Raw genomic sequence first — 14,600 nt, 5'->3', positions numbered from 1 at the left:
CGGACAGGGACAGCAGCAGCACGCGCGGTGCCTGCACTCGTAGGGAACTCATGCTCACAGACGGACTCCGGCCCGGATTCGGGCTTTGCAAAATGGGATGTCCGGCACGCCAGGCGCCGGGAACCGCGGACGATACCCCGCCCGCCGGGGGGCGGGGGGTGTCGAAGGTCATGCGAAAACGGTTACGCCGCCCTGGGGGGCCTTCGCAGCGCCAGGCTCTCCCAGGCCGCGACCAGCATCAGCACCGCCGTGGTGAGCGTGCCGAGCGCCAGCGCCGAGAACGCATGGCCGAGGGCCGGCGGCAGCAGGGCCAGCAACAGCAGCAGGCCGGCCAGGTGCGAGAGTGGCGGCAAAAGGCGGTCGTTGGTGACCCACTTGAACGCGGCGTTGCCGCACAGGTACAGCGCCGGCCCGCCCAGGATCGCGGCGATGGCCGCATTGCCGGCGTGCCCGGGATGGGTGAGCACCAGTTCGTCGGCCACCGCGCAGACGATGATGCCGGCCACGATCGGCAGGTGCAGATAGGTGTAGGCGATGCGGGCGATGCGGCCCGGATCGTCGGAGTGCGCGAAACGGTGGGTGGCGCGCTCGGCGCCGGTATCGAAGTACAGCCACCACATCGCCACGCTGCCCAGGAAGGCGACCAGGAAGGCGGCGACCGCGTCGAAGGAGCGTTCCAGCTCGGCGAAGGTGGCGCCGGTGACCAGCAGCGATTCGCCCAGCGCGATGATCACGAACAGCGCGCAGCGCTCGGCCATGTGGTGGCCGTCGACGTCCCAGTCGGCGGTGCTGGAGCGCCCCAGGCCCGGCACCCAGAAGTACAGCGAGGGCGCGACGAATTCGACAGCGACCGCGGCCGCCCAGCACCACAGCCGCGCGGTCGCGTCCTGCTGCAGTCCGCCCGCGACCCACAGCGCGCCCGAGAGCATCAGCCAGACCAGGATGCGCTGGAAATTGCGGCGCCGTCCCAGCGGCTCGCGGCGCACCGCCCACAGGAAGAACAGCGTGCGCCCCACCTGCATGGCCGCGAAGGCGCCGGCGAAGGCCAGGCCGTGCTCGGCGAACGCCCCGGGAATCGCCGAGGACATCAGCAGGCCCGCCAGCATCAGCGCGAACAGGCACAGCCGCACCGGCTGCCGCTCGGGGTTGAGCCAGTTGGTGACCCAGGAGGTATGGATCCATACCCACCACACCGCCAGCATCAGCAGGGCGACCTGCAGCGCGCCGGTCGGGCTCATGTGCGCGAGCAGGGTGTGCGAGAGCTGGGTGACGGCGAAGACGAACACCAGATCGAAGAACAGCTCGATCATGCCGACCCGGCCGCTGTCGTGGCTGTCGCGGCTGCGAAGCAGGCTTTTCCTGGTCATCGGCGTGCCGTCAGCGCAGCTTGCGGTAGAGCAGGCCGGCCACGATGGCCGGTACGGCGAAGATGGCCAGGAAGATGGGGAATTCCTCGGCCACCGAATAGCCGGCGGTGGCGACGCCGATCCACATGTTGACCGCGGCGCCGATCAGCCACAGCGGCAGGAATACCAGGATCGCCCTGCGCCTGGAGGCGCCGGCCAGGCGCGCGACCAGCAGGCAAAGCGCGAGCAGGGCGAATCCGCCCAGGATCACCAGCAGCGTATGCATCCTCTCCCCTCGTCGGTGCATGGATAGGCCGGCCGATCATGACGCTTTTCGCGCGCCATGCAAACGACGGCGCGGCGGTTCGGCGGCGCGTCAGCCGACCAGCTTGATGTCGAAGCGCGTGTCGGCGTCTTCCGACGACCAGACCGTGGCGCGGTAGCTGCAGTTGCGGCCCAGTTCCTTGGCCCGGTACAGGGCGACGTCGGTGCGGCGGATCAGCAGGTCGGGACGGGTATCGCTGCCGGGTTCGCAGCTGGCCACGCCGATGCTGACCGTGACCACCGGCGCGACGCCGGAGTCGGCGTGCGGGATGGCCAGCGCGCGCACCTCGTCGACGATGGCGTCGGCGATGGCGTAGGCGGTCAGCCCGTTGGTCTCGGGCAGGATCACCGCCAGTTCGTCGCCGCCGTAGCGCGCGGGCAGGTCGCGCGGCCGCCGCGTGTGCGTGGACACGGCCTGCGCGACCCTGCGCAACATGTCGTCGCCGGCCTGGTGGCCGTAGCGGTCGTTGTAGTGCTTGAAGTGGTCGACGTCGATCAGCAGCAGCGAGAGCGGCGAATCGCTGCGCCGCGCCGAGCCGAGCTCGCGCGACAGGATGGTGTCGAACAGGCGGCGGTTGGCCAGCTGGGTGAGCGAGTCGTAGTGCGCCTGGCGCTGCGACTGGCGCATGTCGAGGAACAGCCAGAGCCCCGCGCTCGCCAGCAGCGTCGCCAGCGCCGGCATCGGCGCGAACCACAGGTGCGCGCGGTACAGCAGCACCGTGCTGGCGATCAGCACGGCCAGCATCATGATCGGCACCGCCCAGCCCACGCGGCGCGTGCGCACGCGGAACAGCAGCCAGGTCGGCAGGGCCACGGCGAAGATGCCGGCGGCCAGCTGCAAGCCGTGCTCGAGCGGGGTGATGGTGTGCCCGTGCAGCAGCATGTTCAGCAGGTTGGCCTGGTATTCGACGCCGGGAATGCGGCCGTCGCCGAGCTGCATCGGGGTCAGGATGGTGTCGCCGGTGCCGAAGGCGGTGGCGCCGACGAGGATCCAGCGATCGCGCAGCAGCGAGTCCGGGACGCGGCCGTTGAGCACGTCGACGTAGGACACCTGCTGGAAGCCGGGGCCGGAGGAGACGTAGGGGATCAGCACGCAGTAGTCGCGTTCCCACAGGTAGGGCGATTCCCGCGGCACGTGGCTCTCGCGCAGGCCCGGAACGGACGTGGTGCGCGCCGTGTCCGTGTCCAGGTCGCGCAGCGCCAGGGCCAGGATCGGCCAGTGGGCGTCGCCCAGGCCGGCGTACAGGTGCGCGTCGCGGGTGATGCCGTCGCGGCTGACGTCGACCGCGACGTGCCCCAGGCCCGCCGACGCTGAGACCAGCGCGGGCAGCGGCAGCACTTCCACCGGCGGGCCGTTGGGCTCGGAGGGCTCGGCCAGCACCGGCAGCACCACGCGGCCGTGGTGCTGGATCGCCCTGGCAAGGGCGATGTCGCCGTCCGGATCGGCGCTGTCTGGCTCGGCGAAGACCACGTCCAGCGCGACGCCGCGCGCGCCGACGCGGCTCAGGCGGTCGATCAGGTCGGCATGCGTGCGCCGCGGCCAGGGCCAGCGACCCAGGGCCGATACGCTCTTGTCGTCGATGGCGACGATCACCACGCTGTCGTCGGCGCGTTCGCCGGCATGGCGCAGCAGGGTGTCGTAGATGCGGTAGTCCGCCTTCCAGGTGAGCTTGGTCAGGGTCAGCAGCGAGACGCACGCCACCGCGCCCAGCATGATCAGCAATGCCAGCGGAAGCGATTTTCGACGGGAACTGCCGGACATGCGTCGTGGCGCCTCAGAGCGCGAGCAGGACCAATACTACGCCACCGCCGATCGCGGCGATGCGGCAGGACAGGCAGCCCATCTTGATGGTCTGGGTGGGGCCGTAGGGGCCGGCGTAGCCGTCGCTGTCGATGGTCTGGATGCGCGCGTACCAGGTGCCCGAGCGCATGCCGGGCAGAGTGATCTGGTTGTCGTCGAGCTCGCGGTCCACTTCCAGGCGCGAGAAGTCTGCCTTGCGCGAGAGCTGGAAGCGGAAGCGCTGTCCCTCCGCGCCGGCCGGCCAGCGCACCTGCAGGGTGCGCTTGTCCGCGGCGCCGCTCCCGCTCTGCAGTTCCGGGCCGGGGCCGGGCGCGCGCACGCTGAAGTGCTGGCCCTCGCTGAAGCCGGTGGCGCGGTCCTCGCTGTCGATGGCGGCCACGCGCCACTGGTAGTCGCCCGGCGTCAGCGCCTGCGGGCTGCGCAGGTCGGTGGATTTCACGGTCTGGTCGGCCAGCGGCGCGTCGAAACCGGCCGCGCCCGCCAGCTGGAAGCGGTAGCGCACGCCTTCGCCCATCGAGGCCCAGCGGAAGCGCGGACGCTCGGCATCGGTGCTGCTGCCCTCGCTCGGCGCGATGGCGAACGGCGGCTGCCGCGCCGCGCGCAGCGAAACGGTGGCGTCCAGGCCCTCGATGCCGTTCTCGTCGATGGCGCGCACGCGCACGCTGTAGGTGCCGTCGGCCAGCGCCGGCAGGGCGTCCTGCGGCGCGTCCGCGACCCGGTCGTGCAGCAGCGTGACGAACTCGGGCGTCGCCGAGACCTGCACCCGGTAGCGCGCCGCGCCCGGGACCGGCTTCCAGGTCAGGCGGGCCGGAATCTGGTCGAGCGAGAGCGCGATCGAGGCCGGCTCGGGCGCGGCCAGCAGCGCGCGCGGCGGCAGCGGGCGGTTGTCGCTGCCGCTGGCGGTGCCCTGGCCGGGCTTGAGCAGCACCTGGCCGCCGCCGCCGCTCACCGCCACCTTGCCTTCGGTCACTTCCGACTGCGAGCGGGTGCCGTCGCTGCCGATGCGAAAGCGCGTACCGCGCACGCTGGAGATCGTGTGCGGGGTGGCGATGATGTAGTTGGCCGCCGGGCCGCGCATCGGCCGCACGGCGTTGCCGGCGCGTCCGCGCGGCAGGCGCAGGCGGGTGTCGGTCATGCCGGTGGCGCCGTAGGCGCTGAGCTTGTCGAGCACCAGCTCGCTGTCGCCCTGCAGCAGCAGGCGCGAGCCGTCGGCGAATTCCAGGGTGAGGTTGGCGTCGGCCGCGGTGCGCAGCGTGGCGCCGATGCCCAGGCGCATGCCCTCGCTGACCGGCGATTCCCTGCCGGCGGCATCGCGCGCGACGGCGCTGCCCTGCACGCCGACCACCTTGGCCTTGGCCGGCTGCTGCTTGAGCCAGGCGACCGGGAAGCGCATCTGCGATCCGGGCGGCAGGCGCAGCGGATCGGGGATGTCGTTGTGCGCCTGCAGCTTCTGCCAGGGCACGTCGTTGCGCAGGTACTTCGCGGCCAGGTCCCATACGTTGTCGCCCGGGCGCACCCGATAGCGCCACTCCTGCGCCGAGGCCGCGTCCACGCAGCACAGCGCCGCCAGGCCGAGCAGCGCGGACCACAGGATGCGCCGGATCGCTGCCGCGCCGGGGCGGCGGGGGGGGCGGACGCGCGAGGACGGCATGGCGAGGACCCGTTCCAAAAGTGAGACTTCCTTCCTGTGTTGACCAAATATTGTCCGCGAAAAGCCGGGCGGCCGTACAACCGCCGGCCGGCCGCCCGGCGCCCGGACGGGCGGCGGCTGGCTTCGACCCCGGGAAACGGCTAGAATTCCCCCGTTCGCGACACGGCTGCCTCTGCTTCAAGCAGTCACGATCCTGGTATGCCAGACGGGGAGTTCGTCCCCGCGCCTATCCCGCACGTGAAGCCAGAACCCGCCGTCCGCGGCCGGGTTCGATGTCGCGCAAACACGGTCCGGAGCCTCCGGCAACCGTTTTCATTCTTTACTCGCAGCGCGGTTTTTGGATAGCTCCGGGTAAGCATCGTGGTCGTTCCTGGCCAGGAACCCGCATCTCCCGCCGTGCCGACGGCGCGGTTCGAGGCGCGGATCTTCCGGCGTGCCAGGCGGCCCGATTTCTGGAGTTATCGATACCATGAGTTTTGAAACCCTCGGGCTGTCGCCCGCGCTGCTGCGCGCCCTGGCCGACAGCCAGTACACCGTGCCCACGCCGATCCAGGTCCAGGCCATCCCGCTGGCGCTGGCCGGCCACGACCTGCTGGGCGGCGCCCAGACCGGCACCGGCAAGACCGCCGCCTTCGGGCTGCCGCTGCTGCAGCGGCTGTCCAAGCAGACCCCGCCGTCCGGGCCGCGCAAGCCGCGCGCGCTGATCCTCACCCCGACCCGCGAGCTGGCCCTGCAGGTCGGCGACAGCCTGCGCGCCTACGGCAAGCACCTGCGCCTGAACGTCACCACCATCTTCGGCGGCGCCGGCATGCAGCCGCAGGTGGACAACCTGCGCCGCGGCGTCGACGTGCTGGTGGCGACCCCGGGCCGCCTCATCGACCATCTCGAGCGCGGCAGCGCCAAGCTCGATGCGATCGAGATCCTGGTCCTGGACGAGGCCGACCGCATGCTCGACATGGGCTTCCTGCCCGCGATCAAGCGCATCCTCGCCCGCCTGCCGCGCGAGCGGCAGACGCTGCTGTTCTCGGCGACCTTCGAGCCGCGCATCAAGGCGCTGGCGCTGGAGTTCATGCGCGATCCGCAGCAGGTGCAGGTGACGGCCAGCAATGCCGTGGCCGACACCGTGGTGCACCGCGTGCATCCGGTGGACGCCACGCGCAAGCGCGACCTGCTGGTCGACATCCTCAGCCAGCGCCACACCGAGCAGGTGATCGTCTTCGGCAAGACCAAGCACGGCTGCAACCGCCTGGCCGAACAGCTGGAGAAGGCCGGCCTGAAGGCGCTGGCGATCCACGGCAACAAGAGCCAGGCGCAGCGGCAGAAGGCGCTGCTGCAGTTCAAGACCGGCAAGGCGCGCATCCTGGTGGCCACCGACGTCGCCGCGCGCGGCCTGGACATCCCCAACCTGCCGCTGGTGATCAACCACGACCTGCCGATGGTCGCCGAGGACTACGTGCACCGCATCGGCCGCACCGGACGCGCCGGCGCGCAGGGCGAGGCGCTGTCGCTGGTCTCGCCGGAGGAGGGCGCGCTGCTGCGGCAGATCCAGCGCCTGCTCAAGACGGACATCGCGATGGAGACGCTGTCCGGCTACGAGCCGAGCCGCCCGCTGCGCCTGGACGCGCCGATGCCCGCGCAGTCGCGCGGCCAGAAGGGCGGAGGCCGCAACAACGGCGGCGGCGCGCGCGCGGCGGCCAAGCCGGCGCACCGCGCGCACGGCAAGCCCGCCTCGCGCGCCGCGCATTCGCACGCCGGCCCGAAGCAGCACCGCGGCGGCGGCAAGCCGGCGGGCGCCCGGCGCGATACGCGCGCCTGAGCCATCGCGCATGCGTTCGCCGCGCTGACCGCGCGGCGAACGCCGGCGATGCNGCCGGCGCACCGCGCGCACGGCAAGCCCGCCTCGCGCGCCGCGCATTCGCACGCCGGCCCGAAGCAGCACCGCGGCGGCGGCAAGCCGGCGGGCGCCCGGCGCGATACGCGCGCCTGAGCCATCGCGCATGCGTTCGCCGCGCTGACCGCGCGGCGAACGCCGGCGATGCCCGACATCGCGTCGGCGCGCGCCCTACGCGCGCGGGTCGACCACCACTTCGCCGTCTTCCTTGACGAACGGTCCGCGCTGCGGATCGGGCAGCAAGGCGAGCACCTGTTCCGAGGGCCGGCACAGCCGCGCGCCGAGCGGCGTGACCACGATCGGGCGATTGATCAGGATCGGATGCGCCAGCATGGCCTCGGCCAGCGCCGCATCCGGCAGCGCCGGGTCGTCGAGCCCGAGCTCGCGGCACAGAGGCTCCTTCTCGCGCAGCAGGCCGCGCGCGCCGACGCCGCAGGCCGCGATCAGCGCGTCGAGCGTGGCGCGGTCGGGCGGCGTCTTCAGGTATTCGACGACCAGCGGCTCGGCGCCGCTGTTGCGGATCATCGCCAGCGTATTGCGCGAGGTGCCGCAGGCGGGGTTGTGGTAGATCGTGATCGGCGCGGACGGCGGCATGTCGTTTCCGGGCGTGGACAGTCGCGCCAGCATAAGCCACGCGCCTGTCCCGCGCCGGCGCGCGGACGCAAAAAAACGGCGCGCATCCCTGCGCGCCGTCACCGCCATCCCTGCCGGTTGCAGTGCTACGGCAGACGCACGCGCGTGGTGTAGAAGTCCGGGAAAAAGTCGGGATCCTCGATCACGTTGCGCACCCAGACCAGCCGCTGCTCCGGCCACAGCATGGTTGGGTGGTAGTCGTCGGCGGTGGAATTGACGCATGCGCCCAGGTTCTGGGCCGGCGCGAAGCCGCCGCGGCGCACGCGGCTGACGTAGACGTCGCCCCAGCCGTAGCCGCCGGGACGGTTGAGCGAGGCGAACAGCAGCGTGCGCCCGTCCGGCGAGATCTCCGGGTTGTATTCCCAGTACTCGGCGGTGTTGACGCTGTCGCCGAGCTTGACCGCGGTGCCGAAGCGGCCGTCGGGCCGGCGCGCGCTGCGCCAGATGTCCCATTTCTCGCCGTCGCGGTTGCTGCCGAAATAGAGATTGCCCAGGCGGTCGATGCTCGGGTACAGCTCCTCCGCGTCGCTGTTCGGGCCGGGGCCCAGGTGCGTGGGTTCGCCCCAGCCGCGCCAGCCGTAGCGCACCATCCACAGGTCGAACTTTTCCTGCGGCTGGCCGCCCGCCACCAGCGGACGCTTCGAAGTGAAATAGAGCGTGCGCCCGTCCGGCGCGAAGAACGGATCGTTGTCCTCGTAGACGCCGGAGAACGGCACGACCTTGGCTTCGCCCCAGCCGCCGCGGCGGCGCTCGGCGATCATGATCCTGGTGCCGGGATTGCCGACCGTCCACAGCGCCAGACGGCGGTCGGGCGAGAGCGTGAGGCGCGACTCCCAGTGGTCGCCGGGAAGCGAGATGCTGCCCTCGCCGAAGACGGTGACCGGGGCGCAATGCCCGGCGGCGGCAGGGGCTTCGGCGTGGGCGGCGCAGGCCGCCGAGCACAGGACGAGAACGATCGCGGCGGAGATTTTCATGGTGCCCTCGGGCGTTGGGGTGCGGCGGCAAATTCGCTCCCATCGCAGGCGCCGGCAAGCGCGATGTGACGAACACATCGCGCGCCGGGACCGGCGGCCGCCGAGCCGGTTGCAACGGCAGGGGGCGGCCGCTAGCGTGAGGCCATGTCGAAACGCAACTGGATCGTCGTCGCGGTCGCCGCCGTCTGGTGGACGCTGGAAGGTCTGGTCACGACCGGGCAGCTGCTGACCATGCAATGGCCGAGCGACGAGCTGATGACCGTCGGCAAGGCGCTGCGCCGCGGCCTGCTCTCGGCCTGGCTGTGGATTCCGCTGTCGGTGGCGCTGTTCTGGCTGGTCGAGCGCTTCCCGATCGAGCGCGGGCGGTTGGCAAGCTCGCTGACGGTGCTGTCGACGGCGACGGTCGGCCTGGTGCTGCTGCGCGCGCTGTCGATCTGGGCGTTCAATCCCTGGCTGGGCTGGTACCGCGAGCTGCCGCCGTTCGGCGACGTGCTGGTCACCAGCATCTGGAACAATTTCCTGATGGCCTGGCTCAACATCGGCGTGGCGCACGGCTGGCTGTACGCGCAGCGCGCGCGCCAGCGCGAGCGCCAGGCCGAGCAGTTGCAGGCGCGGCTGACCGAGACGCGGCTGGAGGCGCTCAGCGCCCAGCTCAATCCGCATTTTCTCTTCAACGCGCTCAATTCGATCGCCGAGATGGTGCACCGCGACGCGGACGCCGCCGACCGCATGCTGGTCGGATTGGGCGAGCTGCTGCGCAGCAGCCTCGACTATCGCCAGGGCCGCCTGGTGCCGCTGCGCGAGGAACTGCGTCTGCTGCAGCACTACCTGGAGATCGAGAAGGTGCGGCTGGGCGAGCGCCTGCAGCTGCAATGGGACATCGGCCCCGGCCTGGACGACGCGCTGGTCCCGCCGCTGCTGCTGCAGCCGCTGGCGGAGAACGCCATCCGCCACGCCATCGCCGCGAAGATCGCGCCCGGGCACCTCGGCGTGCGGGTGGGCGGCGAGGGGGCGTGGCTGCTGCTGGAGATCAGCGACGACGGCGACGGCGGGCCGGCGACCGATCGGCAGGGCACGGGGCTGAGCAATATCCGCGCGCGCCTGGAATGCCTCTACGGCGACCGGCAGTCGCTGCAACTGCAGGCGCGGCCGGACGGCGGCACGCGCGCCTGCCTGCGCCTGCCGCTGCAGCGCGGCCGCCGGGCGGCCTGATGCGGACGCTGCGCGCGGCCATCGTCGACGACGAACCGCTGGCGCGGGCGCGCCTGCGGCGGCTGCTCGGCGAGGAGCAGGCGGTGGAGGTGGTGGCCGAGTTCGGCGACGGCGAGGCCGCGGCGCGGGAACTGCCCTCGCTGGCCGCCGACGTCGTGTTCCTGGACGTGCGCATGCCGCAGCTGGACGGCTTCGCCATGCTCGACCGGCTGCCGCCGGCGCTGCGGCCGCTGGTGGTGTTCGTCACCGCCTATTCCGAACACGCGGTGCAGGCCTTCGACGCCCGCGCGCTCGACTATCTGGTCAAGCCGGTGGCGCCGGACCGCCTGCGCGATTCGGTGGCGCGGGCGCGCCGGCAGCTGGGGCAGGGCGAGGCCGTCGCCGCGGGTGCCGCGCCGGCCGCGGCCTATCCGGAGCGGCTGGTGGTGCCCGACGGCGCGCGCCTGCGGATCGTGCCGGTGCAGGAGATCGAATGCGTGCTGGCCCAGGGCAACTACGTGGAGCTGCGCATGGGCGGGCGCGGGGTGCTGCTGCGCGAGACGATGGCGAACATCCAGACGCGCCTGGATCCGCGCCTGTTCGTGCGCATCCACCGTTCGCGCATCGTGCGCATCGACCTGATCGAGCAGATCGAGCCCTGCGGCGCCGGCCAGTACGTGCTGCGCATGCGCGGCGGCATGCGCATCACCTCCGGACGCCGCTACCGGGCGCAGCTGCGCGGCGCGCTGGGGTTGCCCCTCGCGGGCGAGGGGCAGGGGCGCGACTAGCGCGGCCGGCGCGGCTTAGCCGCGCGAGGCCTTGCGCTCCTGGATCCAGCGCTCGACCTTCTGCTGCAGGATGTCCAGCGGCACCGCGCCGTCCTTCAGCACCTCGGCGTGGAATCCGCGGATGTCGAACTTATCGCCCAGCTCGCGCTCGGCCTGGCGGCGCAGCGACTGGATCTTCAGCTCGCCGATCTTGTACGCCAGCGCCTGTCCCGGCCAGGCGATGTAGCGTTCGGCCTCGGCGGTGGACTGGGTTTCGCTCTCGGCGGAGTTCTCGAGCATGTAGCGGATCACCTGCTCGCGCGTCCAGCCCTTGCTGTGCAGGCCGGTGTCGGTGACCAGGCGGATCGCGCGCCAGAGCTCGTTCTGCAGATAGCCGAAATAGTCGTAGGGCGACTCGTACACGCCCAGGCTCTTGCCCAGCGACTCGGCGTACAGCCCCCATCCCTCGATGAAGGCGGTCTCGCCGCCGAAGCGGCGGAACTTCGGCAGGCTCTGCAGCTCCTGCTGCAGCGCGAGCTGGAAATGGTGGCCGGGAATGGCCTCGTGGAGGTACAGGTCCTCGGCGTCCCAGGTCTTGCGCGTGGGCAGGTCGTAGGTGTTGACGTAGAAGATGCCCGGGCGCGAACCGTCCTCGCTCGGCTGCATGTACTCGCCGCCGGCGGCGGACTTGGCGCGGAAGGCCTCCACCGGGCGGATCTCGAAGGGCGATTTCGGGATCAGCGTGAACTGCTCCGGGACCCGCTTGTTGATCCGTGCCTCGAGCGCGCGGTAGTAGGCCAGCAGCGCATCCTCGGTCTTGAAGCCGAACTTCGGATCGCTCTTCATGAACTCGAAGAAATCCTGCAGCGATCCCTTGAAGCCGGTCTCGGCCATGATCTTGCGGATTTCGCCGTGGATGCGCGCCACCTCGTCCAGGCCGATCCGGTGGATCTCGTCCGGGGACATGCCGGTGGTGGTGGACTGGCGCGCGTTGAAGGCGTACCAGGCCGCGCCGTCGGGCAGCTTGTCCAGGCCGACGCTCTCGCGCGCCTTGGGCAGGTATTCGTCGGCGATGAAGCCGCGCAGCTTGCGGAAGGCGGGCAGGATGCGCGTGGCGATCATCTCGCGGTAGGCCTGGGCCAGCCGCTTCCTGTCGGCCTCGCCGAAGCCGGCGGGCATCGAGCGGATCGGCCCCCACAGCAGCGTGTCCTCGGGCTTGTCCTGGATCAGCGCGTCCAGCTGCGGCAGCACCTTTTCCATCAGCGCACGCGGTTGCACCACGCCGGCCTTGATGCCCTGGCGCATGTTGTCGATCTCGGTGTCGACCAGCACCGGCAGGCGGTTGCCGCGCGCCAGCCAGTCGTCGTAGTCCTTGACCGTCTTGAACGGCTGCGCGCCGCTGCCCGATCCCAATTGCACGGCGACGGTGGGCAGGCTGTACATCTGGTTGACCGGCAGCATCCACTCCGGGTACTTGTCGGACTCGAGACGGTCCTTGGCGTTGCGCACGAAGATCTGGTAGCTGAGCAGGTCCTGCCCCGTCAGGCCGTCGGCGCCGACCGCCTCGATCCGTCGCAGCCAGTCCTGGGTGAACTTGCGGGTGTCGGCGCGATAGGCGGCGCTGTCGAAATCCGGCAGCTGGTCGTTGTAGCGGTTGTCGCCCTGGTAGGTCGCATCCAGCGGATACAGCTTCAGGTAGCCCTCCCAATATTCCTCGTACAGGGCGTTGAGCCTGGCCGCCTTGGTGCCGGCATCGGCGGCTTCCTGCGCCTGCGCGGCATGCGCGGGCGGGGCGAGGGGAGCGAGCGAGGCGATCGCCAGGCTCAATACGGCCAGGCGGAGGAGCGGCGCGGGGCGTTGGGTCATTGCGGGTTTCCCGGAAGGGTGGGAGGAACGATCCGCCCGCGCGGGGCGGGGCGGCAAGGGCCGATGGTCATCGTGGCGGTCAGGCCGCGGCCGCCTGCTCGCGCAACTGCGCGGCGCGCGCGTGGCCGAGGTAGCGGTGGATGCCGGCGCGCGCCAGGTACAGCAGCGGAATCAGCGCGATCGCCGCCAGCATCTTGTAGACGTAGTTGAGGCTGGCGACGGCGGCGAACAGCGACATCGGCCAGTGCTGCGGGCCGAGCACGAAGGCGATGTACAGCACCACGAAGCTGTCGATCAGTTGCGACACCGCGGTCGAGCCGGTGGCGCGCAGCCAGGCATGGCGGTCGCCGGTGCGGCGGCGGATGCGGTGATAGACGGCCACGTCGATCAGCTGGCCGAGGATGAAGGCGATCAGCGAGCCCCAGATGGTCCACAGGCCCTGGCCGAATACCGCCGCGAACGCCGCCTGGTAGTCCGGCACGCCCTCGTCCTTGGCCACGCCCACCCACCAGGACGCCGGCGCCAGGTGGATGGCGATGAAGGCGAAGGCGAAGCCGTAGACGATCAGCGCGGCGGCCAGCCAGCTGATGAAGCGCACGCCGCGCCGGCCGAAGTATTCGTTGATCGTGTCGGTCATGATGAACACGATCGGCCACAGCAGGGTGCCGGCAGTGAAGTTGAGCGAGCCGGTCTGGCCGAAGAGGTTCCACTCCAGCGGCCTGAAGCCCAGCGTGTCCTCGAGCGCGAAGATCTTTACGCCGATGAACTCGGCCAGCGCCGCGTTGACGCAGAAGAAGGCGGTGAGGGCGACGAAGAGCTTGGTGGCGCGGTCCTGGAGCACGCGGATCATCCTGAGAGGGGACGGTGGATGCCGTCTAGGGCGATATGGATGCCCAGGGCGAGGAAAAAGGCGCTCATGAGCAACGACATGACGAGGCCGGGCCGGTTTCCATCCAGGAAGACCGTATCCGGCGTGTTCGGGTTGTAGCGGATGCGCACCTGCTCGCCGACCCTGGGCCGGCGCGTCCTCGCCTCGCCGGTTCCCGACATGTGGCGTCCCCGGGCATCGCGGTAGCCGATCCGCACCGCATAGAGGCCGTCGCCGACGGCCACGTCGTCGACCGCCTCAACGGTGCCTTGCGCCCTCATGCCCGCATCGGCATGGCGCAGCGCCTCACGGGCGAACAGGAACAGGAATCCGAGGCCGGTCAGGGCGAAGACGATGCCGAACACGATCTGCATGGCACGGGTCCTGTCAAAGCCCTGCGGCGGACGAATGCGGCGGGCGGCGCGGCATACAGTAGGAGCAACGCGCCCGCACAGGCAAACCCCGGGGCCGTGACGGGTGCAACGAAATGCACGCCCGGGCTCGGTCGCGGACGCATGCGCCGAAGGCGGGTTATTCCTTCGCGGCCGTCGCCGGGCCTGACGATGCCGGCGGCGTGAACGGAATGGTTTCCGGGGCCACCGCGCCGCCGGAGATGATGAAGCTCATCGCCTGGTCCACCGTCCAGTCGGTCGGCGTGATCTTCTCCACCGGGACGATCTCCAGATAGCCGGAGGTCGGGTTTGGCGTGGTCGGCACGTACACCGCCGCCAGTTCGCGGCCGCTGCCGGCCTCGCGCATGACCCGGGTGACGAAGCCGACGGATTTCATCTGGCTGTGCGGAAAGTCGATCAGCACCACGCGCTGGGTGCCGTCCGGCTTGGTCTGCAGGATGTCGAGCAGCTTGCGCGCGCTGCCGTAGATCATGTTGGCCAGCGGCACGCGCGCCACCAGCGCCTCGAACCAGGACAGCAGGCGCTGCCCGACCACGCGCCGCGCCAGCCAGCCGGCCAGCAGGATCACCAACAAGGTCGCCACCATCGCGATCGTGGTCTGCACCCAGTCGTCGGCGAACCAGCCGAGCAGCCTCGGCTCGGCGGCGGCCACGCGTTGCGCCACCGGCTCCACCCAGGGCTTGCTCAGCCCGCTGAGCAGGACGAAGACGAACTTGATCACCACCCAGGTCAGCCAGATCGGCAGCAGGGTGAGCAGGCCGGTGAGGAACAGGCGCTGCAGGCGGTGGCGTGTCGACGGTGCGGTCATGGCCGCCGATTCTACAGAGCGCGCTCCGCCGTGCGCGTGCGCGCTATCGCCGGCGCTGCGTCTTTCG

The 14,600-nt window shown here is 70.9% G+C and carries 13 protein-coding genes; 3 read left to right on the top strand and 10 right to left on the bottom strand.

Features of this window, described 5'->3' with window-relative positions:
- Nucleotides 1-182: 182 nt before the first annotated feature.
- From MD221_RS16820 to MD221_RS16805, 4 genes are all read right to left on the bottom strand, one after another.
- On the bottom strand, nt 183-1,367 hold the full coding sequence (locus tag MD221_RS16820; RefSeq protein WP_242113154.1) for a low temperature requirement protein A: 1,185 nt from the start codon (nt 1,365-1,367) through the stop codon (nt 183-185).
- 10 nt (nt 1,368-1,377) lie between these two features.
- The gene (locus MD221_RS16815; protein WP_242113153.1) at nt 1,378-1,632 is read right to left on the bottom strand and encodes a hypothetical protein; all 255 of its coding nucleotides are present in this window, start codon (nt 1,630-1,632) and stop codon (nt 1,378-1,380) included.
- Nucleotides 1,633-1,722: 90 nt separating this feature from the next.
- Nucleotides 1,723-3,432, bottom strand: coding sequence for a CHASE2 domain-containing protein (locus tag MD221_RS16810; RefSeq protein ID WP_242113152.1), 1,710 nt, complete (start codon nt 3,430-3,432; stop codon nt 1,723-1,725).
- A gap of 13 nt (nt 3,433-3,445) precedes the next feature.
- Nucleotides 3,446-5,122, bottom strand: coding sequence for a FecR domain-containing protein (locus MD221_RS16805; RefSeq protein WP_242113151.1), 1,677 nt, complete (start codon nt 5,120-5,122; stop codon nt 3,446-3,448).
- A gap of 469 nt (nt 5,123-5,591) precedes the next feature.
- Between MD221_RS16805 and MD221_RS16800 the strand changes: the two genes are divergently transcribed.
- Entirely contained in the window at nt 5,592-6,938 is a 1,347-nt protein-coding gene (locus MD221_RS16800) for a DEAD/DEAH box helicase (protein ID WP_242113150.1), read from the top strand.
- Between the two features lie 246 nt (nt 6,939-7,184).
- Here MD221_RS16800 and arsC read toward each other — a convergent pair whose 3' ends face one another.
- Both arsC and MD221_RS16790 read right to left on the bottom strand, forming a co-directional pair.
- Nucleotides 7,185-7,640 (bottom strand): arsenate reductase (glutaredoxin), encoded by a 456-nt coding sequence (gene arsC, locus MD221_RS16795; protein ID WP_425602298.1) that lies wholly within the window; start codon nt 7,638-7,640, stop codon nt 7,185-7,187.
- A gap of 92 nt (nt 7,641-7,732) precedes the next feature.
- Complete coding sequence (locus MD221_RS16790; protein ID WP_242113148.1) at nt 7,733-8,620, bottom strand: TolB family protein; 888 nt, start codon at nt 8,618-8,620, stop codon at nt 7,733-7,735.
- A gap of 144 nt (nt 8,621-8,764) precedes the next feature.
- Here MD221_RS16790 and MD221_RS16785 point away from each other — a divergent pair, with 144 nt between their 5' ends.
- Together MD221_RS16785 and MD221_RS16780 are read left to right on the top strand one after the other, a co-directional pair.
- On the top strand, nt 8,765-9,832 hold the full coding sequence (locus MD221_RS16785) for a sensor histidine kinase (protein ID WP_242113147.1): 1,068 nt from the start codon (nt 8,765-8,767) through the stop codon (nt 9,830-9,832).
- The gene (locus tag MD221_RS16780) at nt 9,832-10,599 is read left to right on the top strand and encodes a LytR/AlgR family response regulator transcription factor (protein ID WP_242113145.1); all 768 of its coding nucleotides are present in this window, start codon (nt 9,832-9,834) and stop codon (nt 10,597-10,599) included. The genes MD221_RS16785 and MD221_RS16780 overlap by 1 nt, the downstream gene beginning before the upstream one ends.
- A gap of 15 nt (nt 10,600-10,614) precedes the next feature.
- Here the strand turns inward: MD221_RS16780 and MD221_RS16775 are convergent, their stop codons facing one another.
- From MD221_RS16775 to MD221_RS16760, 4 genes are all read right to left on the bottom strand, one after another.
- Nucleotides 10,615-12,444, bottom strand: a complete 1,830-nt coding sequence (locus MD221_RS16775; protein WP_242113144.1) for a DUF885 domain-containing protein — start codon at nt 12,442-12,444, stop codon at nt 10,615-10,617.
- 79 nt (nt 12,445-12,523) lie between these two features.
- Complete coding sequence (locus MD221_RS16770) at nt 12,524-13,294, bottom strand: queuosine precursor transporter (RefSeq protein WP_242113143.1); 771 nt, start codon at nt 13,292-13,294, stop codon at nt 12,524-12,526.
- Nucleotides 13,291-13,686: a DUF3592 domain-containing protein gene (locus tag MD221_RS16765; RefSeq protein WP_242113142.1), complete on the bottom strand. Its 396-nt coding sequence runs from the start codon at nt 13,684-13,686 to the stop codon at nt 13,291-13,293. Before MD221_RS16765 ends, MD221_RS16770 begins: the two co-directional genes overlap by 4 nt.
- A gap of 157 nt (nt 13,687-13,843) precedes the next feature.
- Nucleotides 13,844-14,533 carry a DUF502 domain-containing protein gene (locus tag MD221_RS16760; RefSeq protein ID WP_242113141.1) on the bottom strand — a complete coding sequence of 230 codons (690 nt, stop codon included), beginning with the start codon at nt 14,531-14,533 and terminating at the stop codon, nt 13,844-13,846.
- Between the last annotated feature and the right edge of the window lie 67 nt (nt 14,534-14,600).

This window comes from Luteimonas aquatica, assembly GCF_022662575.1.
GTDB lineage: Bacteria > Pseudomonadota > Gammaproteobacteria > Xanthomonadales > Xanthomonadaceae > Luteimonas > Luteimonas aquatica.
This window is presented reverse-complemented; position numbering and strand designations above follow the sequence as displayed.

Bases quoted from the DNA above. Each gene is read 5' to 3' on its own strand.
- MD221_RS16815 (WP_242113153.1), bottom strand. From the start codon at position 1,632: ATGCATACGCTGCTGGTGATCCTGGGCGGATTCGCCCTGCTCGCGCTT.
- MD221_RS16760 (WP_242113141.1), bottom strand. From the start codon at position 14,533: ATGACCGCACCGTCGACACGCCACCGCCTGCAGCGCCTGTTCCTCACC.
- MD221_RS16770 (WP_242113143.1), bottom strand. From the start codon at position 13,294: ATGATCCGCGTGCTCCAGGACCGCGCCACCAAGCTCTTCGTCGCCCTC.
- MD221_RS16820 (WP_242113154.1), bottom strand. From the start codon at position 1,367: ATGACCAGGAAAAGCCTGCTTCGCAGCCGCGACAGCCACGACAGCGGC.
- MD221_RS16775 (WP_242113144.1), bottom strand. From the start codon at position 12,444: ATGACCCAACGCCCCGCGCCGCTCCTCCGCCTGGCCGTATTGAGCCTG.
- arsC (WP_425602298.1), bottom strand. From the start codon at position 7,640: ATGCTGGCGCGACTGTCCACGCCCGGAAACGACATGCCGCCGTCCGCG.
- MD221_RS16810 (WP_242113152.1), bottom strand. From the start codon at position 3,432: ATGTCCGGCAGTTCCCGTCGAAAATCGCTTCCGCTGGCATTGCTGATC.
- MD221_RS16800 (WP_242113150.1), top strand. From the start codon at position 5,592: ATGAGTTTTGAAACCCTCGGGCTGTCGCCCGCGCTGCTGCGCGCCCTG.
- MD221_RS16805 (WP_242113151.1), bottom strand. From the start codon at position 5,122: ATGCCGTCCTCGCGCGTCCGCCCCCCCCGCCGCCCCGGCGCGGCAGCG.
- MD221_RS16765 (WP_242113142.1), bottom strand. From the start codon at position 13,686: ATGCAGATCGTGTTCGGCATCGTCTTCGCCCTGACCGGCCTCGGATTC.
- MD221_RS16780 (WP_242113145.1), top strand. From the start codon at position 9,832: ATGCGGACGCTGCGCGCGGCCATCGTCGACGACGAACCGCTGGCGCGG.
- MD221_RS16785 (WP_242113147.1), top strand. From the start codon at position 8,765: ATGTCGAAACGCAACTGGATCGTCGTCGCGGTCGCCGCCGTCTGGTGG.
- MD221_RS16790 (WP_242113148.1), bottom strand. From the start codon at position 8,620: ATGAAAATCTCCGCCGCGATCGTTCTCGTCCTGTGCTCGGCGGCCTGC.